The following is a 19,247-nucleotide window of genomic DNA, read 5'->3' as shown; positions in this document are numbered from 1 at the left end:
GGCCACGACCCACCGGAGGTTCACCATGTGTTGTTGTCGCAGATAGGCCCGATCAGCCCTCGGCGCCGGAGACGCGCCCCATCTCCCGACACCCCTGGAGCCAGAGTCACCCATGAGTGAGAACACGATCGATCCGACGGCAGGGTGGAGCTTCGAGACGAAGCAGATCCATGCCGGGCAGACCTCGGACGCCACCACCAAGGCCCGGGCGCTGCCGATCTACCAGACCACCTCGTACACCTTCGACAGCACCGACCACGCCGCGGCGCTGTTCGGGCTTGCCGAACCCGGCAACATCTACACCCGCATCATGAACCCGACGCAGGACGCGGTCGAGCAGCGGATCGCCGCGCTCGAGGGCGGCGTCGCCGCGCTGCTGCTCGCCTCCGGGCAGGCCGCGACGACGTTCGCGCTGCTGAACCTCGCGGGTGCTGGCGACCACGTGGTCGCCAGCCCGCGGCTGTACGGCGGCACCTACAACCTCTTCCACTACACCCTCGCGAAGCTCGGCGTCGAGGTCACGTTCGTCGGGGACCCCGACGACCTCGAGCAGTGGCGGGCCGCGATCCGCCCGACCACCGTCGCGTTCTACGGCGAGTCCATCTCGAACCCGCGCAACGACGTGCTCGACATCCCCGGGATTGCCGCGGTCGGGCATGCGGCGGGGATCCCGCTGATCGTCGACAACACGGTCGCCACCCCGTACCTGCTGCGCCCGCTCGAGCACGGCGCGGACATCGTCGTGCACTCGGCGACGAAGTACCTCGGCGGCCACGGCACCGCGATCGCCGGGGTCATCGTCGACGGCGGCACCTTCGACTGGACGCAGGGCAGGCATCCCGGCTTCACCACCCCCGATCCCAGCTACCACGGTGCCGTCTTCGCGGACCTCGGTGCGCCCGCCTACGCGCTCAAGGCCCGCGTGCAGCTGCTGCGCGACCTCGGGTCGGCGGTGTCGCCATTCAACGCGTTCCTGATCAGCCAGGGCACCGAGACGTTGAGCCTGCGGATCGAACGGCACGTGCAGAACGCGCAGCGGGTCGCGGAGTTCCTGGATGCCCGGTCGGACGTCACGTCCGTCTCCTATGCGGGGCTGCCGAGCTCGCCGTGGCACGAGCGGGCGCGGGCGCTGATCCCGAAGGGTCCGGGCGCGATCGTCGCGTTCGAACTCGAGGGCGGCGCCCCGGCGGGCAAGAAGTTCGTCGATGCCCTGACGCTGCACAGTCATGTCGCTAACATCGGCGACGTGCGTTCGCTCGTGATCCACCCCGCCTCGACCACCCACGCCCAGCTGTCCCCGGAGGAGCAGTTGGCCTCCGGCGTCACACCCGGACTGGTGCGGCTGGCCGTCGGCATCGAGGGGATCGACGACATCCTGGCCGACCTCGAGACCGGATTCGCGGCGGCGAACTCTTGACAGTCGGCTCCGTCTCGGGCGCCCGTCCGGCCGGCACCCCCGCGGGGTTCCCGCCGCCGGACGGGCGGCTGACGCACATCCCGATCGGCGCGCTCACCCTCGAGAGCGGCGCCGTGCTGCCCGACGTCGTGCTCGCGGTCCAATGCTGGGGCACGCCCACCGCGGCCCGGGACAACATCGTTCTCGTCGAGCACGCGCTGACCGGCGACTCGCACGTCACCGGCCCGGCGTCCGCCGACCACCCGTCGCCCGGCTGGTGGGACGGCATGGTCGGGCCCGGCGCGCCGATCGACACCGACGAGTGGTGCGTCGTCGCCACCAACGTCCTCGGCGGGTGCCGCGGCAGCACCGGCCCGGCGACGCCAGCCCCGGACGGGCGGGCGTGGGGGTCCCGGTTCCCGGGGATCTCGGTGCGCGACCAGGTGACCGCCGAGGTGGCGCTCGCGGACCGGCTGGGAATCGAGCGGTTCGCGGCCGTCCTCGGCGGGTCGATGGGCGGCATGCGCACCCTGGAGTGGATCGTCGGCCACCCGGACCGGGTGACGGCCGCGCTCGTCCTCGCGGTCGGCGCCCGCGCCACCGCCGACCAGATCGGCACCCAGACCACGCAGATGGCGGCCATCACCGCCGACGCCGACTGGCAGGGCGGCGACTACCACGGCACCGGACGCTCGCCGGAGGCCGGTCTCGGCATCGCCCGCCGCATCGCGCACCTGACGTACCGCACCGAGGGCGAACTCGACTCCCGGTTCCGGAACGCCGCGCAGGACGGTGAGGACCCGCGCCACGGTGGCCGCTACGCGGTGCAAAGCTACCTCGAGCATCAGGCGGCGAAGCTGGTCACCCGCTTCGATCCGGCCACCTACGTGCTGTTGTCCGAGGCGATGAACCGGCACGACGTCGGCCGCGGCCGCGGCGGCGTGGAAGCAGCCCTTGCGGCGTGCACCGTGCCGACGATCGTCGGCGGGGTCGACTCGGATCGGCTGTATCCGCTGTGGCAGCAGCGGGAGATCGCGGACCACCTCGCCGGCTGCGAGGGCCTGCGGGTGGTGCATTCGAAGGACGGGCACGACGGCTTCCTCACCGAGGCGGCGTGGGTCACCACCCTGCTCGGCGAGACGATGGCCCTGGCGCGGGCGCATCGGGCGGGCTGCCGGGTCCGATAGCGGATCCGTCGACGCGACACACCCGCGGTGTTTGGCGGCCCGCACCCCGATCATTAGCATGGGGAATCGTGCCCGTCCCCGACTCGCCGCCCACGATCGCCGCATCGAACGAGCAGTCCGCACCGGGCGCCCCCGGGGCGTCCTGGCTGCTCCCGACGGACGGGACCCGAGTCACGGTCGGCATCGGCGCGCTGCGCCTCGAGAGCGGGTCCGTGCTGCCCGATGTCGTCCTCGCCGTGCAGTGCTGGGGCACCCCAACCGCAGCGCGCGACAACATCGTGCTGGTCGAGCACGCGCTCACCGGCGATTCGCACGTCACCGGCGAGGCCGGACAGGGATCCGCCACCGCCGGTTGGTGGAACGACCAGGTCGGCCCCGGCGCGCCGCTGGACACCGAGGAATGGTGTGTCGTCACCGCGAACGTGCTCGGCGGATGCGACGGATCCACCGGCCCGGCATCGCCGGCACCGGACCGTGCCGCGTGGGGCTCCCGGTTCCCGGCGATCTCCATCCGCGACCAGGTCGCCGCCGAGGTCGTGCTCGCGGACCTGCTCGGGGTGGACCGCTTCGCGGCGGTCATCGGCGGCTCGATGGGCGGCATGCGCGCCCTCGAGTGGATGGCCGGACACCCGAACCGGGTGCGGTCCGCGCTGGTGTTGGCGGTCGGAGCGCGCGCCACCGCCGACCAGATCGGCACCCAGACCACCCAGATCGCGGCCATCACCGCCGACCCCGACTGGCAGGGCGGCGACTACCACGGCACCGGGCGCTCCCCCCGGGCCGGGCTGGCCCTCGCCCGCAAGATCGCACACCTGACCTACCGCGGCGACGCGGGCCTGGACGGGCGCTTCGCGAACGATCCCCAGCCGGGTGAGGATCCCGGGGCGGGCGGCCGGTACGCGGTGCAGAGCTATCTCGACCATCAGGCGAGGAAACTGACCTCCCGGTTCGACCCCGGCAGCTACGTGGTGCTCACCGACGTCATCAACCGGCACGACGTCGGCCGCGGCCGCGGTGGCGTCGCGGCCGCCCTCACCGCGACCCCGGTCCCGGTTGTCGTCGGCGGCATCGACTCCGATCGGCTGTTCCCGCTGCGGCAGCTCGAGGAACTCGCGGACCTGCTGCCGGGCTGTGACGGGCTGCGGGTGGTCCACTCCGCGGACGGCCACGACGGGTTCCTCACCGAGGCCGCGTGGGTGCGCGGGCTGCTCGGCGAGACGATGGAGCTGGCGCGCGCCGGGCGCACCGGCTGACCGGCGGGCGGGACGCAGTTTCGCGAATGCTCCATCGCGCGTGTCTCGGCTCGATAACATCGCGCCGTGCTCCCTACAGCTTCCGCCTCGACCACCACCCGGCCGCTCCCCCGGCCGCTGGTGGACTTTCCACCGACCGACGGAACGGTGGTCCATCTCGGGATCGGCACCCTGCCGCTCGAGTCGGGCGGGCAGCTGCCCGACGTCACGGTCGCCGTCCAGTGCTGGGGTGAGCCGAGCCGCGACCTCGACAACATCGTGTTGATCGAGCACGCGCTGACCGGCGACTCGCACGTGATCGGGCCCGCGGATGACGCCCATCCCACCCCCGGCTGGTGGCAGGGCATGGTCGGGCCCGGTGCCCCGATCGACACCGACGAGTGGTGCGTGCTCGTCACCAACGCCCTCGGCAGCTGCCGCGGAACGACCGGGCCCGCGTCACCGGCACCGGACGGGCGCGCCTGGGGCTCGCGGTTTCCCGCGATCTCGGTCCGCGACCAGGTCGAGACGGAACGGGCGCTGGCGGACCTGCTGGGTATCGACCGGTTCGCCGCGGTCGTCGGCGGCTCGCTCGGCGGCATGCGCGCCCTGGAGTGGATCATCGGCCACCCGGACCGGATCGCATCGGCGCTGCTGCTGGCGGTCAGCCCGCGGGCCACCGCGGACCAGATCGGCGGCCACACCGCCCAGATCGATGTCATCGCGTCGGACCCGAACTGGCATGGCGGCGACTACTACGGCACCGGCACCTCGCCGGACAACGGGCTGAACATCGCCCGCCGGTTCGCGCACCTGACGTACCGCGGCGCGGCCGCCCTCGACGACCAGTTCGAGAACGCCGAGCAGGACGGCGAGGACATCTGGACCGGCGGCCGGTACGCGGTGCAGAGCTACCTCGAGCATTGCGCGTCCAAGCTGGTGGCGACCTTCGACGCCGGCTCGTTCGTCGCGCTCACCCACTGCGCCAACAAGCACGACGTCGGCCGGGGCCGCGGCGGCATCGCCGCCGCGCTGTCCTCGACGCCGGTGCCGGTGGTCGTCGGCGCCATCGACTCCGACCGGATCATGCCGCTGCACCAGATCGAGGAGATGGCGAATCTGCTCCCCGGGTGCGACGGCACCCGAGTGGTGCACTCGCCGGCGGGGCACGACGGCTTCCTCACCGAGGTCGCGTGGGTGACCGAACTGGTTGCCGAGACCCTGGGGCTGGCCAGGACCGCGCGCCCCGCCCGGTAGCCGCCGCCCCTCGGGGCGCGGCCGCGGCTCAGCCGGTCCCGAGCGGGTCGATCGAGACCGCGAGCCAGACGATGGTGCCACCGACGAGGGTGAGGGCGGCCACGTCGAAGGGCTGCCCGCGCACGGCGAGCAGGCCGACCTCCTCCGGTTGCAGGCAGAGCCGGAACCCGGCCGCCAGCAGTGTCGCGATCCCGAAGACGAAGGCCCCGCGCCGCCACCGATCGGCGAGCACGAATCCGACGCCGACCAGAACCACCGCGGCCACCACGAGCAGCGGCAGGTTCCGGCGCGCGAACCCCGGCTCACGGGCCGGGGTGCCAGCCGAGGCGTTCACCGGCGGTCAGGCCGACTCGGCCGCGAGCTGCTCGGCCCGCTCGACCACGTTGCTGAGCAGGAACGCCCGGGTCAGCGGGCCGACACCGCCGGGGTTTGGGGAGAGGAATCCGGCGACCTCACGCACCCCGTCGGCGACGTCTCCGCGCAGCCCGTCCGCGGTGCGGGACACCCCCACGTCGAGGACCGCGGCACCCGGCTTGACCATGTCCGCGGTGATCAGGCCAGCGACACCCGCGGCGGCGACGACGATGTCGGCGCGGCGCACCTCGGCGGCCAGGTCCTTGGTGCCGGTGTGGCAGAGGGTGACGGTGGCATTCTCGGACCGGCGGGTCAGCAGCAGCCCGATCGGGCGGCCGATGGTGACACCGCGGCCGACGACGGTGACGCGGGCGCCGTCGATCGGCACGTCGTACCGGCGCAGCAGGTGCACGACCCCGCGCGGGGTGCACGGCAGGGTGGCGTCCTTGCCGAGCACCAACCGGCCCAGGTTCACCGGGTGCAGCCCGTCCGCGTCCTTGTCCGGGTCGATGCGCTCAAGGGCGGCGTTCTCGTCGAGGTGCTTGGGCAGCGGCAGCTGCACGATGTAGCCGGTGCACTCGTCGTTGGCGTTGAGCTCGTCGATGACGGCCTCGAGCTCGGACTGGGTGATGTCGGCGGGCAGGTCGCGGCGCAGCGAGTTGATCCCGACCTTCGCGCAGTCCGCGTGCTTGCCGCGCACATACGACGCGGAGCCGGGGTCGTCGCCGACCAGGACGGTGCCCAGTCCGGGGGTGATGCCCTTGGCCCTGAGTGCGTCCACCCGGGCCTTCAGGTCGATGAAGATCTCGTCGCGGGTTGCCTTGCCATCCAGGATCGTCGCAGTCACGGCGACCATTGTTTCAGGTAAGACTGGACTCATGGCACACAGTCCTGAACTCGCGCCGGAATTGCGGGGTCCGCGGGTGCTGCTGACCCCGCTGACCGCCGAGCACCGGACCCGGCTACGGGAGATCCACCGGGAGCCCGAGGTGCGGCGCTGGTGGCAGATGCCGGACGACGACTGGCCCGACGCGGCGGAACCGAACACCACCCGGTACACGGTGCTCGCGGACGGGGTGATCGTCGGCTACGCGCAGTGGTACGCCGAGCCCGATCCGGAGTACCGCCGCGCGGGCCTCGACCTGTTTCTGTCCGCCGAGGCGCAGGGTCGCGGCCTCGGAACCGAGGTGGTGCGGGTGCTGTGCGCGCACCTGATCGACGACCACCACCATCACCGTCTGGTGATCGACCCGACGGTGTCGAACACGGCGGCGATCGGCTGCTACCGCAAGGTCGGTTTCCGGGATGTCGGGGTGATGCGCGAGTATGCGATGCGGCACGACGGCAGCTGGGACGACGGCCTGCTGATGGACCTGCTTGCCCGCGAGTTCGTCCGCTGACCCGCCGTCACTCCCCGACCACGAGGCCGTGCGCGGCGGCCATCGCGACGGCCTGAGTCAGATCGATCTTGGCTCCGGCGAGTTTTGCGGTGGTCCACAGCGAGGCGTCGGCGTGCGCGCCGCGCAGGTCCGCCCCGTCCAGGCGCAGACCGAAGGTGCGGGCACCGTGCAGGTCCACCGCCCGCAGCGCGGTCTCCCGCAGGTCCGTCTCGACGAGGTTCGCCTCCCGCAGCCGGCAGTCGGTGAAGTCGACGCCGCGCAGATCCGCCCCGCCGAGGGAGGCCAGGGTGAAGTCGACCTCGTCGAATTCGATCGGGCGCAGCCGACACTGCTCGAACCTCGACCCCAACATCGTGGAACTGTGAAATTCGCTGTGCCACAACGTGGCCCGCACGAAGTCGCAGGACCGGAAGGCGGCGACCCGGTGCACGGACCCGGACAGGTCCGCGCCGGTGAAGTCGCAGTCGGTGAACACCACCCGCTCGGTGCGCAGTTCGCTGAGGTCGGCGTCCCGGAAGGTGCACCCGGTGTAGTGCCGGTCCACCCAGTGTTGACCCGCGAGCCGCGCATCCGAGTAGTCCACGCCGACGAACTCCTGAATCTGCTCCTGCGCCATACCCCGATACTGCCCTGCCGCACCGACGGGCGGGACGGGCGGTACCGACGTCCGCGGGCGGGCGGGCGGTCCGGCCGACGCGGTGAACTCCCGCCGACGACGACGCGACCACCACACGACGACGTCGTGAAACCCTACCGAACTCCCTGCGCACGAGTCGATTTCGATGTTTTCGCTCACTAGCGTCCTGTGACGAGCGCCCGATCCGGGCGCCTTCGTACGCGAAAGGACTTCCATGTCGCACAGTCGACGTCCCGGTGGACGCCGTCCGGCCCTGTTGGTGCGCGGCGCAGCCGTCGCAGCCGCCGCCGTTGCCGTCACCACGCTGGGCACCGCCGCCGCGCAGGCCGCCCCGAACCCGCTCGACGACCTCGTCGGCATGTTCGGGACCGGTTCGAGCGGCACCGGCTCCCTGGCCGGGCCCGGCACCACCCTTCCTGCCGGCTTCGACCTGCAGGCGCACCGCGGCGGCATGGGCGAGACGATCGAGGAGTCGCTGCCCGCGTTCCGGAAGGCCCTCGAACTGGGGGTGACGACGCTCGAACTGGACGTCGTGATGAGTGCCGACGGCGTCCCCGTGGTGTGGCACGACGCGACCATCTCGTCGAACAAGTGCTCGGACACCGCGGCGGCCACCGAGAACGACCCGCAGTTCCCGTACGTCGGCGACGCCATCCACGACCTCACCTGGGCCCAGCTCCAGACCCTCGACTGCGACAAGAAGCTCGCCGCACACCCGGACGCCGAGACGATCGAGGGCAACAAGCTGATCCAGCTGCGCGAGGTCTTCACGCTCGCCGCCGCGCACGGGGCGGACGTGCACTTCAACATCGAGACGAAGATCGAGGCGGACCGCCGCGAGCTCACCGCGGAGCCCGAGGAGTACGTCGACGCGATCCTCGACGAGGTCCGCGCCGCGGACGTCGTCGACCGGGTAATGATCCAGAGCTTCGACTGGCGGTCACTGCCGCTGGTGCGCGCCGCGGAGCCGTCCATTCCGCTGGTGATGCTGTGGAACGAGCCCAAGTGGGTCCCGGGCTCGGCCTGGACCGGCCCCGTCGACTACGACGCCGTCGGCGGCGACATCTTCGAGGCCGCGGAGCAGTTGGGCGCCGACGTGATGTCGCCCTCGCACAGCCTGGTGGACGAGGCGCTCGTCACCGGCGCGCACGAGGCGGGTCGCGTCGTGGTCCCGTGGACCGTCGACGATCCCGCCCGGATGCACGCGCTGATCGACCTGGGGGTCGACGGCATCATCACCAACTACCCGACCCGACTGCGGGCCGTGCTGGCCGAGCGCGGGATGGAGCTGCCGCGGGCGTACCCCGCGCCGTGAGCCCCCGCCGCACGCGTCCCCGGCACCGGGAGCCGGGGACGCGTGCGGCACCCGGTGCCGCCGGGGACCACCGCGCGTCGGAGAGGTCCGCGTCGACGCATTCGTCGATCTCCTCCGCTGGTCACCGTTCCAGGGCTGGCTCGGGCACCGGATGGTCGGCCGCCTGCTGCGCGTCCGCGGGCCTGCGAACGAACAGGCACGCCGCGATCAGCACGAACGACAGGATGCCCGCGACGAGGAAGACCGCCCGCACCCCCTCAACGATCGCGTCGGGCGATTCGGCGTCCGCTCCGGATCGCGAGGCGACCACCGTCATCACCGTGACGAACATGGCCGTGCCCGCGGCGCCAGCCACCTGCTGGAAGGTGCCAACCACCGCCGAGCCGTGCGCGTAGAGGTGCGGGGCCACCGACCCCAACCCGGAGGTCATCAGCGGCGTGAAGGTCGCGGCGAGGCCGAGGCACAGGGCGATGTTGGACAGCAGCAGCCACCACAGCGACGTCGAAGCGCTCACCGCGATCAGCATCCACACACCGATGCTGACGAGGATCGATCCGGGGACCACCAGCACGAGCGGGCCCCGCCGGTCGTAGACGCGGCCGACGATCGGCCCCGCGATACCCATCAGCAGGCCGCCGGGGAGGGTGATGAGGCCCGTTTCGAACGGGTCGAGGTGCAGCACCGACTGCGCGAAGTACGGGACGATGATGAAGGTACCCATCATCGTCGCCATGCCGACCAGCATCGCGACGACGGAGATGGTGAACTGGCGGGAGCCGAACACCCGCAGGTCCAGCAGCGCCCGGTCCTCGCGTTGCAGCCGCGACTGTCGGGCGATGAAGCCGGCCAGCGCGGCCGCACCGATCAGGAACGGCACCCACGCCGGGGTGGTCGAGGATCCCTGCGCGGACTCGCCGATGCCCACCAATCCGTACACCAGGCCACCGAATCCGAGCACCGCGAGCGGGACGGACATCAGGTCGACGCGCGCCGCCGACGTCTCGGACACCGACACCACGAACCGTGCGCCGACGACCAACGCCACCACGGCGAACGGGGCAACGAACCCGAAGATCCACCGCCACCCGAAGTGGTCGAGGATGAATCCCGACATGGTCGGTCCGAGCGCGGGCGCCACCGCGATCACGATCGAGATGTTGCCCATCATCGCGCCCCGGCGGGCGGGCGGAACCAGGGTCATGACCGTGGTCATCAGCAGCGGCAGCATGATGGCCGTCCCCGATGCCTGCACGATCCTGGCGATCAGCAGCACCCCGAATCCGGGTGCGGCGAACGCGATCAGGGTTCCCGCCGTGAACAGCGACATCGCGAGCAGGTACAGCGAGCGGGTGGGGATGCGCTGGATGAGATAGCCGGTGAGCGGGATGATCACCGCCATCGTGAGCATGAACGCGGTCGTGAGCCACTGCCCGACGCTCGGCGGCACACCCAGTTCGACCTGGAGGACCGGGATGGCGATGGACATCACCGTCTCGTTGAGGATCACGACGAAGGTGGCGACCAGCAGGACGCCGATCACCTGGAGGTGTCGCCGCTCGATGCGGTCGCCGACGGCGGGCCCGTCGGCGGTGTCGAGACGGGTGGACTCGGTCACGATTGACCTTTCGGGTGGTGGGAGCTGGGTCACGCCGGCGGCCGACGGCACGCCAGGGGAGGATCCCGAACCTACTGCTCCCCCGCGGTGCCACGCCACCGGATTTCGGTGCGCTGATGTTTCGTGGGAGAGGGTCGCACGGCCCACCGACACGTTTCGGCCGGCGGGTCGGCGCCGAACGGGTGGTTATCGCGGCATCGCCCGAGAGGCCTGCCCGGCAACAGCCCGTTCGCTGCGGCTCGCCGCCGCGGTGGCAAGCTGAACGCCGTGTTCCGAGTGATGTTCCATGAGCCCCGCATCCCACCCAACACCGGCAACGCGATCCGGATGGTCGCCGGCACCGGGTGCGAACTGCACCTCGTCGGGCCGCTCGGGTTCGATCTCTCCGAGCCGAAGCTGCGCCGGGCCGGACTGGACTACCACGACCTGGCGTCGGTGACCGTGCACGCGGACCTGTCCGCGGCGTGGGCGGCGCTGTCCCCGCAGCGGGTGTTCGCGTTCACCGCGCACGCGAGCACCGGATACGCCGACATCGCCTACCTGCCGGGTGACGTGCTGCTATTCGGGCCGGAGCCGACGGGCCTGTCGGAGGAGGTGTTGGCGGACCCGCACGTCACCGACCGGGTGCGGATCCCGATGGTGCCGGGCCGCCGGTCACTGAACCTGTCCAACGCGGCCGCCGTCGTCACCTACGAGGCCTGGCGCCAGCACGGCTTCGCGGGAGGCGAATAGACGACACAGCGCGGGAGGCGAATAGGCGACACAGCGCCGGAAGCGAATAGCCGGACGCGGTCACCGCGCCCCGGCCGCGATGTCGAGGAACTCGCGGGCGGACCCGCGGACCCCGCGGTCGCGATCCCAGACGGCGAGCAGCCGCCGCGGAATCCGCAGGCCCTCGAGCGCGACGCCGACGAGGCGGCCGTCCGTCAGGTCCGCCGCGACCGCCAGCGACGAGACCACGGCGGGGGCGTTGCCCGCGACGACGGCGGCCTTGACGGCGGTGCAGGACGTCAACTCGAGCAGCGGTGCCACGCATCCCGGGACGGCCTGCTCGAGGGTGGTGCGGGTACCGGACCCGAACTCCCGCTGGATCAGCGGGGTGCGGGCGAGTTCGGCGGGCGAGATCGGCCCGGACCGGGCCCACGGGTGGCCGGGCGGAACAACGACCACCAGCTCGTCGCGGGCCACCTCCCGCGCGTCGAGACCCGCGGGCACCTCGGGCCCCTCCACGAAGCCGAGGTCGGCGTCACCGCCGAGGACGTGGGCGGCGACGTCGGCGGAGTTGAGCAGCCGCACCGAGGTCACCACCTTCGGGTTCTTGCGGCGCATCGTCACGGTCCACGCCGGGACCAGGTACTCGGCGATGGTCATGCTCGCGGCAACGGTGAGGTTCGCTTCCCGCTCCCCCCGGAGCGCGGAGACGCCGGAGGCGAGATGTTCTGCGGCGGTGAGTGTTCCGGTGGCCCATTCCAGCACCAGGCCGCCCTCGTAGGTGGGGGTGACGCCGGTGGTGGTGCGGTCGAACACCTTGATGCCGAGCTGCCGTTCGGCTGACCGGACCCGGGCGCTGACGGCCTGCTGACTGAGGCCGTGCTCGCGTCCGGCCGCCCCCATGCTGCCCAGCCGGGCGACGGAAACCAGCACGTCGAGTGCGGCCAGTTCGGGGACCCGGGGCGAGAGCGGCATGGCCGCCAGACTACCTCGGCAACAAACAGCGCTTGTGGGGTGACAACCGTGAGCTGCCCACCCGGATCAGAGGACGACGACCGCCAGCGCCGCCACGATCAGGGCGACCCCCGCGAGGATGACGAGCACCCACAGCAGGATTCGCCCGGCGGGTCCCGGCTCCGAGTCGGGGTCATCGTCGCCCGAGATCACGGCGGCGGTGCCGCCCGAGGGCACGGCGGCGGTGCCGCCCGAAATTACGGCGGCGTCCCTGCCGACCGGCTCGGGGTCCGCGGCGGCGGTGGCCGCCTCGGGCAGGACCGTCGCGACCGCCGCCGCGCTGGCCCCCGCCTCGATCACCACCACGTCCGGGGTGACCGTCTCGTCCGCCGCCGCACCCGACGCGGCCGCCTCCGCCGTCAGTTCGGGCGGCAGCAGCGGACCCCGGATCGCGGTCAACACCTCGGTCACGTCGTAGGACGGCGGCAATCCGATCGGCTTGTTCGGCCGGGTGGAGCTGCGGAACCCGGCGGCGAGGATCGCGGCACCGAGCGCCGCGGCCTGCTCCGGCCCCGGGCCGACGACGACGTGCACCCCGAACTTGCCTGCGAGCGCGTCGGCAACCCCCCGCAGCGCGACATCGTCGCGGGCGACCAGTCCGTCGCCGGTCACCACCACCGCGTCCAGGTTCGACGGCAGCCAGCCGAATGCGCCGAGCGCGGTGGACAACTGCGCGGTCGGCGACGATCCGCGGCCCGCGGCGAACCAAAACGAGCGGCCGCTGGACACTCCGGACCGGACCAGGGTGACCGTCGCGCCCGCGTCGTCGACGTGATAGCTGCCGATCAGCTGGCCGGGCTTCTCGGCAACCTCGGACTCGAACCAGGCGCAGGCCGCCTCCGCATCGGAGACGAGCGAAAGATCGTTCAGGCCCGCATAGTTCAGTGAGTTGCGCAGGTCCGCAACGAGGTCGCCGTCCCACATGGACGGGTACGCGGCGACCACGGTCGGTGCGCCGCCGTCGCGGCCGCCGAAGGTGGGGAGGGGCTCACACTCGCGCACCAGTCCGCGCATCGCGGACGCGACGACGTCCTCGGCGCGATACCGGGTCCCGTCACTGGCGGCGATGCCTTCCGGATCTCCGACTCGGCCAACGAATCCCGACACCGTTGCGACGAACTCGGTACCCTCCGGCGGATCGCCGCCCCCGAGGACCACCTCGCCGTTTGAACAAACGTAGAGCACGGTGTCCCGGACGATGACGATCGGATCGGGGGTGCCTGGCTCGTTCGACGCGACAACCAGCGTCGACACCAGGCTGCCGATTCGGACCCCAATTCCCACAGACATGCGCACTCCATTCGGTGACGAACAGAGTGCAATCTACGCGCCCGCCGCGGCGGATCGAACGTCAGGCGCGAAGCGCGTCGACCGCCGCCTCCAGCAGTTCGGCCGCCTCGTCGGCGACGGCAGCGAGCTGCGGGTTGCCGGTGACCTCGACCATCAGCCGGGGGTTCATCGCCTCAACGACCACCGCGTCACCGTCGGCCCGCACCACCACATTGCAGGGCAGCAGCAGCCCGATCCGCGGGTCGGCGCCGACCGCCCGGTTCGCCAGTCCGGGATTGCACGCGCCGAGGATGAGGTAGCGGTCCAGGTCCGCGCCGATCTTCGCCTTCAGCGTTGCCTGCATGTCGATCTCGGTGAGCACGCCGAACCCCTGCTGCTGCAGCGCGTCCCTGGTGCGGGCGACCGCGTCGTCGAAGTCCGCGGTGAGGGTGATTCCGATGCCGAGTTCCATGGTGCGTCTTCCCTTCTCAGTGGTGTTCGGGCTGCTCCCACGGACCGCACTCGAGCAGGATGTCGATGGCGGTACCGTCGCCCTGCTGCCGCAGGACGTGTTCGAGCGCGTCGACGCGCAGCCCCCGCGCGGCCGGTGCGAGGTCCGCGATGCCGGGCAGGATGGTCGGGTCCGGTGGGCCGCCGGTCCCGCGGTGATGGTTGTCGATCGAGTGTCCCAGGTACAGCAGGCGCCCGCCCGGGTCGAGCCACCGCGCTGCCGTCGCGATCAGCGCCTGCAGCTGCGGGATCGGCAGGTGCAGGAAGCTGATCAGCACCAGGTCAGCGGCGCCGTCCGGAACCAGGTTCGTGACATCGCCTACCCGCCAGTCGATCCGGCCGGCGGGGTCCTTGGCGCGGGCCTGTTCGATCGCGACCTCGGAGTGGTCGACGGCGGTGACCCGCCACCCCTGGCGGGCCAGCCAGCGGGCGTGCCTGCCGTCCCCGCAGGCCAGGTCCACCGCATGCCCCGGGGACGCGCCAGCCAGCCGCTGGCGGACGGTCTCCGCGGGTTCGCCGCCCCACGGGTCCGGCCGGTCCCGGTAGCGCTCGTCCCAGGCCGCGGCGTCCATCTCGGTCACGCCAGTGTGAGGAAGAGCTTCTCGAGCTCCGCCTCGGTCATCGGTTCCTGGTTCTCCCTGCTGGCGCCCTGCAGGCAGTCACGCAGGCCGGTCGCGACGATCTTGAAGCCTGCGCGGTCCAGCGCTCGGGAGACCGCGGCGAGCTGGGTGACCACGTCCTTGCAGTCGCGGCCGTCCTCGATCATCGAGATCACGCCCGCCAACTGTCCCTGTGCCCGGCGCAATCGGTTGAGCACCTGGGCGATGCTCTCCTCGTCTCCGGTCATCTTTCGGCACCTGCACTTTCTCTCGACGTCCCGATACCCCCAGGGTACCCCTCGGGGTATTTGACGGATCTCGTGGCGGGGCGGCCGTGACACGCCCACACTGGAGGCACAGAGGCGAACGCTCCCCCGTCCACGACCACAGGAGACCTCCATGACCAGCAATGGCCCCTTCGGATTCGATCCCGACGACCTCGACCGCCTGGCGAGGCAGGTCGGGGAGGGCATCCGTGAGACCGTCGACCGGATCGGCGACATCATCGGCGATGCCGGGCTTGAGTGGACAACCCACCACGGCCCCGCCAGCACGGTGACCTACCCGCGTCGACGGCGAACCACCGGCGAGACCGGCGACGGGGTGTGGGCGATCTTCGTCGTCGGAGACGACGGCGCAGCAACGGTCGAACAGATCCACGCGACCGAACTCGACGCGCTGCGCGCCAACAAGTCCAACACCGACCCGCGCCGCCGGGTCCGGTTCCTCCCATACGGCATCGCGGTCGGTGCACTCGACGACGACCGTGACCCCGGATCGGACACCGAACCGGGGCCGGACGAGTACACCGAACCCGATCCGGAGCACTGACGTCAGTGCGAGAAGCTGATCTCCGGCAGCAGCCTGCGCAGCCACGCCGGTGACCACCACGCCGCCTGGCCGGTGATGCGCAGCAGCGCAGGCAGTAGCACCAGTCGGATCGCCGCCGCGTCCAGCAGCACCGCGACACCGAGGATGATGCCCATCTCCTTCGGCGGCAGCGGCTGCGCCAGCGCGAAGCTGAAGAACACGCCGACCATCACCGCGGCAGCGGCGAAGATGACCCGACCCGAGTGCGCCATGCCCTCGACCTGAGCGGCCGCGGCGTCGCCGGTGCGCTCGTAGTGCTCCTTGACGGTGGAGAGCAGAAATACCGTGTAGTCCATCGCGATCGCAAAGATCATCGCGAAGAAGAACACCGGACCCCAGCCATCGAGGAAGCCCTGCGGCTCGAAGCCGAGCAGCGCGGCGCCGTGCCCGTCCTGGAAGATCAGCGTCGCGACACCGAACGCGGCACCGGTGGACAGCAGGCTGACGACCGTGCCCAGCAGCGCCACCAGCGGGGCGCGCAGCGCGACCAGCAGCAGCAGGAAGCCGAGCACCAGGATCACCGCCATCACGATCGGTAGGTAGTCGTTCAGCGTCTGCTGCAGGTCGAGGTTCTCGGCGGGAACGCCGCCGACGAGCGCGGACGCGGGCAGGTCGGTGCGCAGCCGGTCCAGGGTGTCCGCGAGCGCCGGATCGGACGGGTCGACGTCCGGCACCGCCTGCACCAGCACCAGACCGGAGTCACCCGAGGAGTACACGGCCGGGCTCACCATTGCCACGCCGTCGGTGGCGGCGGCGGCCCGGGCCACCTCGTCGGCGTCCCGGGCATCCGCGACGATCTGCAGCGTGCCGGGCACGCCCGCACCCATCTGCTCCTGCACGATCTCGTAGCCCTGCCGCACCGCGGCGTCCTCCGGGACCACCTGGATCGACGGCATCGCGACCTTCAGCCCGAACACCGGGATCGACAGCAGCGCAAGGACGGCGAGGGCGCCGAGCGCCAGCGGCCACGGCCTGCGGTGCACCACCCCACCCCAGCGGGCGAACAGCGGCGACCGGTGTTCCTGACGCTTCGCGTAGGGCAGTGATCCCGCGTTGATCTTGCCGCCGAGCCTGCCCAGCACCGCGGGAAGCAGCGTCAGGGTCGCGGCGAGCACGAACAGCACCGCCAGCATGATCCCGACCGCCATCGTCCGCACCGCGGGAGCGGGCACCAACAGCACCGCGGACAGGCTGACGAGCACGGTCAGCCCGGACAGCAGCACCGCCTTGCCCGCGGTCGCCATCGTCTGCGCGACCGCCAGCCGGGCACTCGCCCCGCCGCGCAGCGCGTCCCGGAACCGGACGACCAGGAACAGCGCGTAGTCGATACCGAGCGCGAGGGCGAACATCATCGCGAAGTTCATTGCCCACACCGAGATCGGCGTGAGTTCGTTCAGCAACACCAGCGCGCCCGCGGACGCGATCAGCCCGGCCATCGTCAGCAGCAGCGGTAGACCGGCGGCGACGAGCGAGCCGAACGCCAGCACCATGATCGCGAGGGTGACCGGCCAGGACAGCATCTCGGCCTTGATCATCGCGTCGTGATTGGCGGCGTTGAAGTCGCTCCACAACGCCGACGCGCCGGTCGGGTGGATCTCGATCCCCTCTCCCGCGACCGCGGCGAGGGGGTCGGCGAGGTCACCGGCCGCGGTGACCATGGCGTTCGGGTCGGCGCCTGCGCCGCCGAGCACGATCGCGGTGTGCCCGTCGGGGCTGATCGTCATGCCCGGCCGCGGCGGCACCACCTCGGAGATGCGGTCGTCCGCGTTCAGGACGTCGGTGACGCCGGCGATCGCGGCCGCCATCTCGGGGTCGTCGACGGTGCGGGTCGGCGAGTGCACGACGACCTGGATGGCGTCGGACCCGGTGCCACCGAATTGTTCCTGAGCGAGTTCGCGGACCTGGACGGACTCGGAACCGTTGGCCTGCCAGCCAGCGCCGGCGAGCGAACTGAACACGCTCGGCGCGGCGGCGCCGAGCGCGACGACGACGGCGATCCAGGCGAGGACGACGAGGCGGAAGCGGTCGGCCATGGTGGCGCCGAGCCGGGCCATCAGTTCGTGCCCCGGTACCGGTGGTGCGTGGGTGTCGGTGGTGGTCATGACTTTCTGAACCCTTCACAGAATACGGGTGGGGGTATATGGGTGGGCCGAGAAAAGCCCCGGCGAACCGGGGCTGCCTCGCGACTCAGACCAGGATGTCGGTGCGTGACCGGCCGGCGAGCCAGGTGCGGTAGCCGCCGTCCAGGTTGCGGACGTCGCGGCCGAGCTGACGCAGCAGCCGGGCCGCGGTGTGCCCGCGCTGGCCGACCTGGCAGTGCACGACGATCTCCCCGACAGGCAGCTCGCCGGCCCGCGACCGCAGCGCGTCGAGTTCGATGTTCACCGCCCCGGGGATCGACCCGGTCGCGAACTCCGCGGGGGTGCGCACGTCGACGAGCGTGGCCCCGGCCGCCAGCGCGGCGTCGAGTTCGTGCCACTGGATCGTGGCGGCGGTGCCGGCACGCAGGTTGTCCGCGACGTAGCCGAGCATGTTCACCGGATCCTTCGCCGACCCGAACTGCGGCGCGTACGCCAGCTCGAGATCGGCGAGCTCGGATGCGGTGATGCCGCCGACCATTGCGGTCGCGATCACGTCGATGCGCTTGTCCACCCCGTCGCCGCCGACGCCCTGGGCGCCGAGGATCGTGTCGGTATCCGGGTCGACGAGCAGCTTGAGCGACATGCCCTCGGCACCCGGGTAGTACCCGGCGTGCGACTGCGGGTGGGTGTGGATCGCCCGGTACGGCCGACCTGCGGCACGCAGCCGCTTCTCGTTCCAGCCGACGGCCGCGGCCATCAGCGCGAACACGCCGACGATCGCGGTCCCGACGACGGGACGCGGACGCACCGGCAACCCGGAGATGACGTCCGCAACGAGCCTGCCCTGCCGGTTCGCCGGGTTGGCCAGCGGAACGAGGCCGGTCTGCCCGGACACCGCGTCGATCTTCTCCACCGCGTCACCGACCGCGTATACGCGGTCGGCGGAGGTGCGCATCCGGTCGTCGACCGCGATGCCGCCACGCGGGCCGACGGCGATCCCGGCCGCGACCGCGAGCCCGGATTCGGGACGGACGCCGATCGCCATCACCACCACCTCGGCCGGGAGGACCCGACCATCGGCCAGGGTCACGTCGTCGGCGCCGATCGAGACGACCTGGGTGCCGAGTTCGATCCGCACCCCGTTGGCCCGCAACTCGTCCGCGACGGGCGCCGCCATCTCCGGGTCGAGCGGGGCGAGCACCTGGTCGGCGAGCTCGACGAGCGTGACGTCCAGGTCGCGGCGGCGCAGATTCTCGGCCAGCTCGACCCCGATGAAGCCCGCACCGACGATCACCGCGCTGCCCGCGGCGGAATCCAGCGCGGCAACGAGGCGGTCGACGTCGTCGACGTCGCGCAGCACCAGGGCACGCCCTACACCCGGCAGGTCGGGGACGATCGGGCTCGCGCCGGGGCTGAGCACCAGCTCGTCGTACGACTCGACGGCCTCGGCGCCGGTGCGCAGGTCGCGGACGGTGACGGTCCGCGCGGTGGGGTCGACGGCGGTCACCTCGGTGTGCACGCGCACGTCGAGGTCGAAGCGGGCGGCGAGCGACTCGGGCGTCTGCAGCAGCAGGGCGTCACGCTCCTCAATCACCCCGCCCGCGTAGTACGGCAGGCCGCAGTTCGCGAACGAGACGTGCGCGCCCCGCTCGAACACCACGATCCGCGCGTCCTCGTTCAGTCGGCGCAACCGGGTCGCGGCGGACATTCCACCGGCGACCCCACCCACGATGACGACCTTCACGTCGACTCCCTTCGCTCGTTCACCACACCATACCCCCTGGGGTATCTGAACGGCGA

General features: G+C 71.6%; 19 protein-coding genes. 8 read left to right on the top strand and 11 right to left on the bottom strand.

Features of this window, described 5'->3' with window-relative positions; genetic code table 11:
* The first annotated feature begins 112 nt into the window (after positions 1-112).
* The 4 genes from ACWF62_RS01300 (at position 113) to metX (ACWF62_RS01285) (ending at position 5,072) form a co-directional block, all read left to right on the top strand.
* Complete coding sequence (locus tag ACWF62_RS01300; protein WP_452629250.1) at positions 113-1,417, top strand: bifunctional o-acetylhomoserine/o-acetylserine sulfhydrylase; 1,305 nt, start codon at positions 113-115, stop codon at positions 1,415-1,417.
* Positions 1,414-2,583 carry a homoserine O-acetyltransferase MetX gene (gene metX, locus ACWF62_RS01295; protein WP_378569752.1) on the top strand — a complete coding sequence of 390 codons (1,170 nt, stop codon included), beginning with the start codon at positions 1,414-1,416 and terminating at the stop codon, positions 2,581-2,583. The genes ACWF62_RS01300 and metX (ACWF62_RS01295) overlap by 4 nt, the downstream gene beginning before the upstream one ends.
* 95 nt (positions 2,584-2,678) lie before the next feature.
* The gene (metX, locus tag ACWF62_RS01290; RefSeq protein WP_452629281.1) at positions 2,679-3,836 is read left to right on the top strand and encodes a homoserine O-acetyltransferase MetX; all 1,158 of its coding nucleotides are present in this window, start codon (positions 2,679-2,681) and stop codon (positions 3,834-3,836) included.
* A gap of 120 nt (positions 3,837-3,956) precedes the next feature.
* Positions 3,957-5,072: a homoserine O-acetyltransferase MetX gene (gene metX / locus ACWF62_RS01285; RefSeq protein WP_452629280.1), complete on the top strand. Its 1,116-nt coding sequence runs from the start codon at positions 3,957-3,959 to the stop codon at positions 5,070-5,072.
* 28 nt (positions 5,073-5,100) lie between these two features.
* Here the strand turns inward: metX (ACWF62_RS01285) and ACWF62_RS01280 are convergent, their stop codons facing one another.
* Both ACWF62_RS01280 and ACWF62_RS01275 read right to left on the bottom strand, forming a co-directional pair.
* A complete protein-coding gene (locus tag ACWF62_RS01280) occupies positions 5,101-5,406 on the bottom strand; it encodes a DUF3017 domain-containing protein (protein WP_378569751.1) in 306 nt (101 codons plus the stop codon).
* A 6-nt stretch (positions 5,407-5,412) separates the two neighbouring features.
* Positions 5,413-6,273 carry a bifunctional methylenetetrahydrofolate dehydrogenase/methenyltetrahydrofolate cyclohydrolase gene (locus ACWF62_RS01275; protein ID WP_378505969.1) on the bottom strand — a complete coding sequence of 287 codons (861 nt, stop codon included), beginning with the start codon at positions 6,271-6,273 and terminating at the stop codon, positions 5,413-5,415.
* Between the two features lie 31 nt (positions 6,274-6,304).
* On the opposite strand from ACWF62_RS01275, the gene ACWF62_RS01270 reads away from it, so the two are divergent.
* Positions 6,305-6,826 (top strand): GNAT family N-acetyltransferase, encoded by a 522-nt coding sequence (locus ACWF62_RS01270; RefSeq protein WP_452629249.1) that lies wholly within the window; start codon positions 6,305-6,307, stop codon positions 6,824-6,826.
* 7 nt (positions 6,827-6,833) lie between these two features.
* On the opposite strand, the gene ACWF62_RS01265 is transcribed toward ACWF62_RS01270, so the two are convergent.
* Positions 6,834-7,442 carry a pentapeptide repeat-containing protein gene (locus ACWF62_RS01265; RefSeq protein ID WP_452629248.1) on the bottom strand — a complete coding sequence of 203 codons (609 nt, stop codon included), beginning with the start codon at positions 7,440-7,442 and terminating at the stop codon, positions 6,834-6,836.
* 235 nt (positions 7,443-7,677) lie between these two features.
* Here ACWF62_RS01265 and ACWF62_RS01260 point away from each other — a divergent pair, with 235 nt between their 5' ends.
* Positions 7,678-8,778: a glycerophosphodiester phosphodiesterase family protein gene (locus ACWF62_RS01260; protein WP_378569748.1), complete on the top strand. Its 1,101-nt coding sequence runs from the start codon at positions 7,678-7,680 to the stop codon at positions 8,776-8,778.
* A gap of 121 nt (positions 8,779-8,899) precedes the next feature.
* Here ACWF62_RS01260 and ACWF62_RS01255 read toward each other — a convergent pair whose 3' ends face one another.
* Entirely contained in the window at positions 8,900-10,393 is a 1,494-nt protein-coding gene (locus ACWF62_RS01255) for an MDR family MFS transporter (RefSeq protein WP_378505965.1), read from the bottom strand.
* A 267-nt stretch (positions 10,394-10,660) separates the two neighbouring features.
* Between ACWF62_RS01255 and ACWF62_RS01250 the strand changes: the two genes are divergently transcribed.
* A complete protein-coding gene (locus ACWF62_RS01250; RefSeq protein WP_378505964.1) occupies positions 10,661-11,125 on the top strand; it encodes a tRNA (cytidine(34)-2'-O)-methyltransferase in 465 nt (154 codons plus the stop codon).
* Positions 11,126-11,185: 60 nt separating this feature from the next.
* On the opposite strand, the gene ACWF62_RS01245 is transcribed toward ACWF62_RS01250, so the two are convergent.
* The 5 genes from ACWF62_RS01245 to ACWF62_RS01225 all read right to left on the bottom strand — a co-directional run bounded on the left by ACWF62_RS01245 (position 11,186) and on the right by ACWF62_RS01225 (position 14,744).
* Complete coding sequence (locus ACWF62_RS01245) at positions 11,186-12,079, bottom strand: LysR family transcriptional regulator (RefSeq protein WP_378569746.1); 894 nt, start codon at positions 12,077-12,079, stop codon at positions 11,186-11,188.
* Between the two features lie 66 nt (positions 12,080-12,145).
* A complete protein-coding gene (locus tag ACWF62_RS01240; protein ID WP_452629247.1) occupies positions 12,146-13,408 on the bottom strand; it encodes a hypothetical protein in 1,263 nt (420 codons plus the stop codon).
* Positions 13,409-13,469: 61 nt separating this feature from the next.
* The gene (locus ACWF62_RS01235) at positions 13,470-13,859 is read right to left on the bottom strand and encodes a DUF302 domain-containing protein (RefSeq protein ID WP_378505961.1); all 390 of its coding nucleotides are present in this window, start codon (positions 13,857-13,859) and stop codon (positions 13,470-13,472) included.
* Positions 13,860-13,875: 16 nt separating this feature from the next.
* On the bottom strand, positions 13,876-14,469 hold the full coding sequence (locus tag ACWF62_RS01230; protein WP_452629279.1) for a class I SAM-dependent methyltransferase: 594 nt from the start codon (positions 14,467-14,469) through the stop codon (positions 13,876-13,878).
* A 5-nt stretch (positions 14,470-14,474) separates the two neighbouring features.
* On the bottom strand, positions 14,475-14,744 hold the full coding sequence (locus ACWF62_RS01225; protein WP_378505960.1) for a metal-sensitive transcriptional regulator: 270 nt from the start codon (positions 14,742-14,744) through the stop codon (positions 14,475-14,477).
* Between the two features lie 151 nt (positions 14,745-14,895).
* Between ACWF62_RS01225 and ACWF62_RS01220 the strand changes: the two genes are divergently transcribed.
* The gene (locus tag ACWF62_RS01220) at positions 14,896-15,327 is read left to right on the top strand and encodes a hypothetical protein (protein ID WP_378505959.1); all 432 of its coding nucleotides are present in this window, start codon (positions 14,896-14,898) and stop codon (positions 15,325-15,327) included.
* A gap of 2 nt (positions 15,328-15,329) precedes the next feature.
* Here ACWF62_RS01220 and ACWF62_RS01215 read toward each other — a convergent pair whose 3' ends face one another.
* Both ACWF62_RS01215 and ACWF62_RS01210 read right to left on the bottom strand, forming a co-directional pair.
* Positions 15,330-17,468, bottom strand: a complete 2,139-nt coding sequence (locus tag ACWF62_RS01215) for an MMPL family transporter (RefSeq protein ID WP_452629246.1) — start codon at positions 17,466-17,468, stop codon at positions 15,330-15,332.
* A gap of 85 nt (positions 17,469-17,553) precedes the next feature.
* Entirely contained in the window at positions 17,554-19,191 is a 1,638-nt protein-coding gene (locus tag ACWF62_RS01210; RefSeq protein WP_452629245.1) for an FAD-dependent oxidoreductase, read from the bottom strand.
* Positions 19,192-19,247 lie beyond the last annotated feature (56 nt).

The organism is Rhodococcus sp. NPDC054953 (assembly GCF_053609225.1).
The sequence above is the reverse complement of the archived record's forward strand: the minus strand, read 5'-3'. Positions and strand labels throughout refer to the sequence as shown.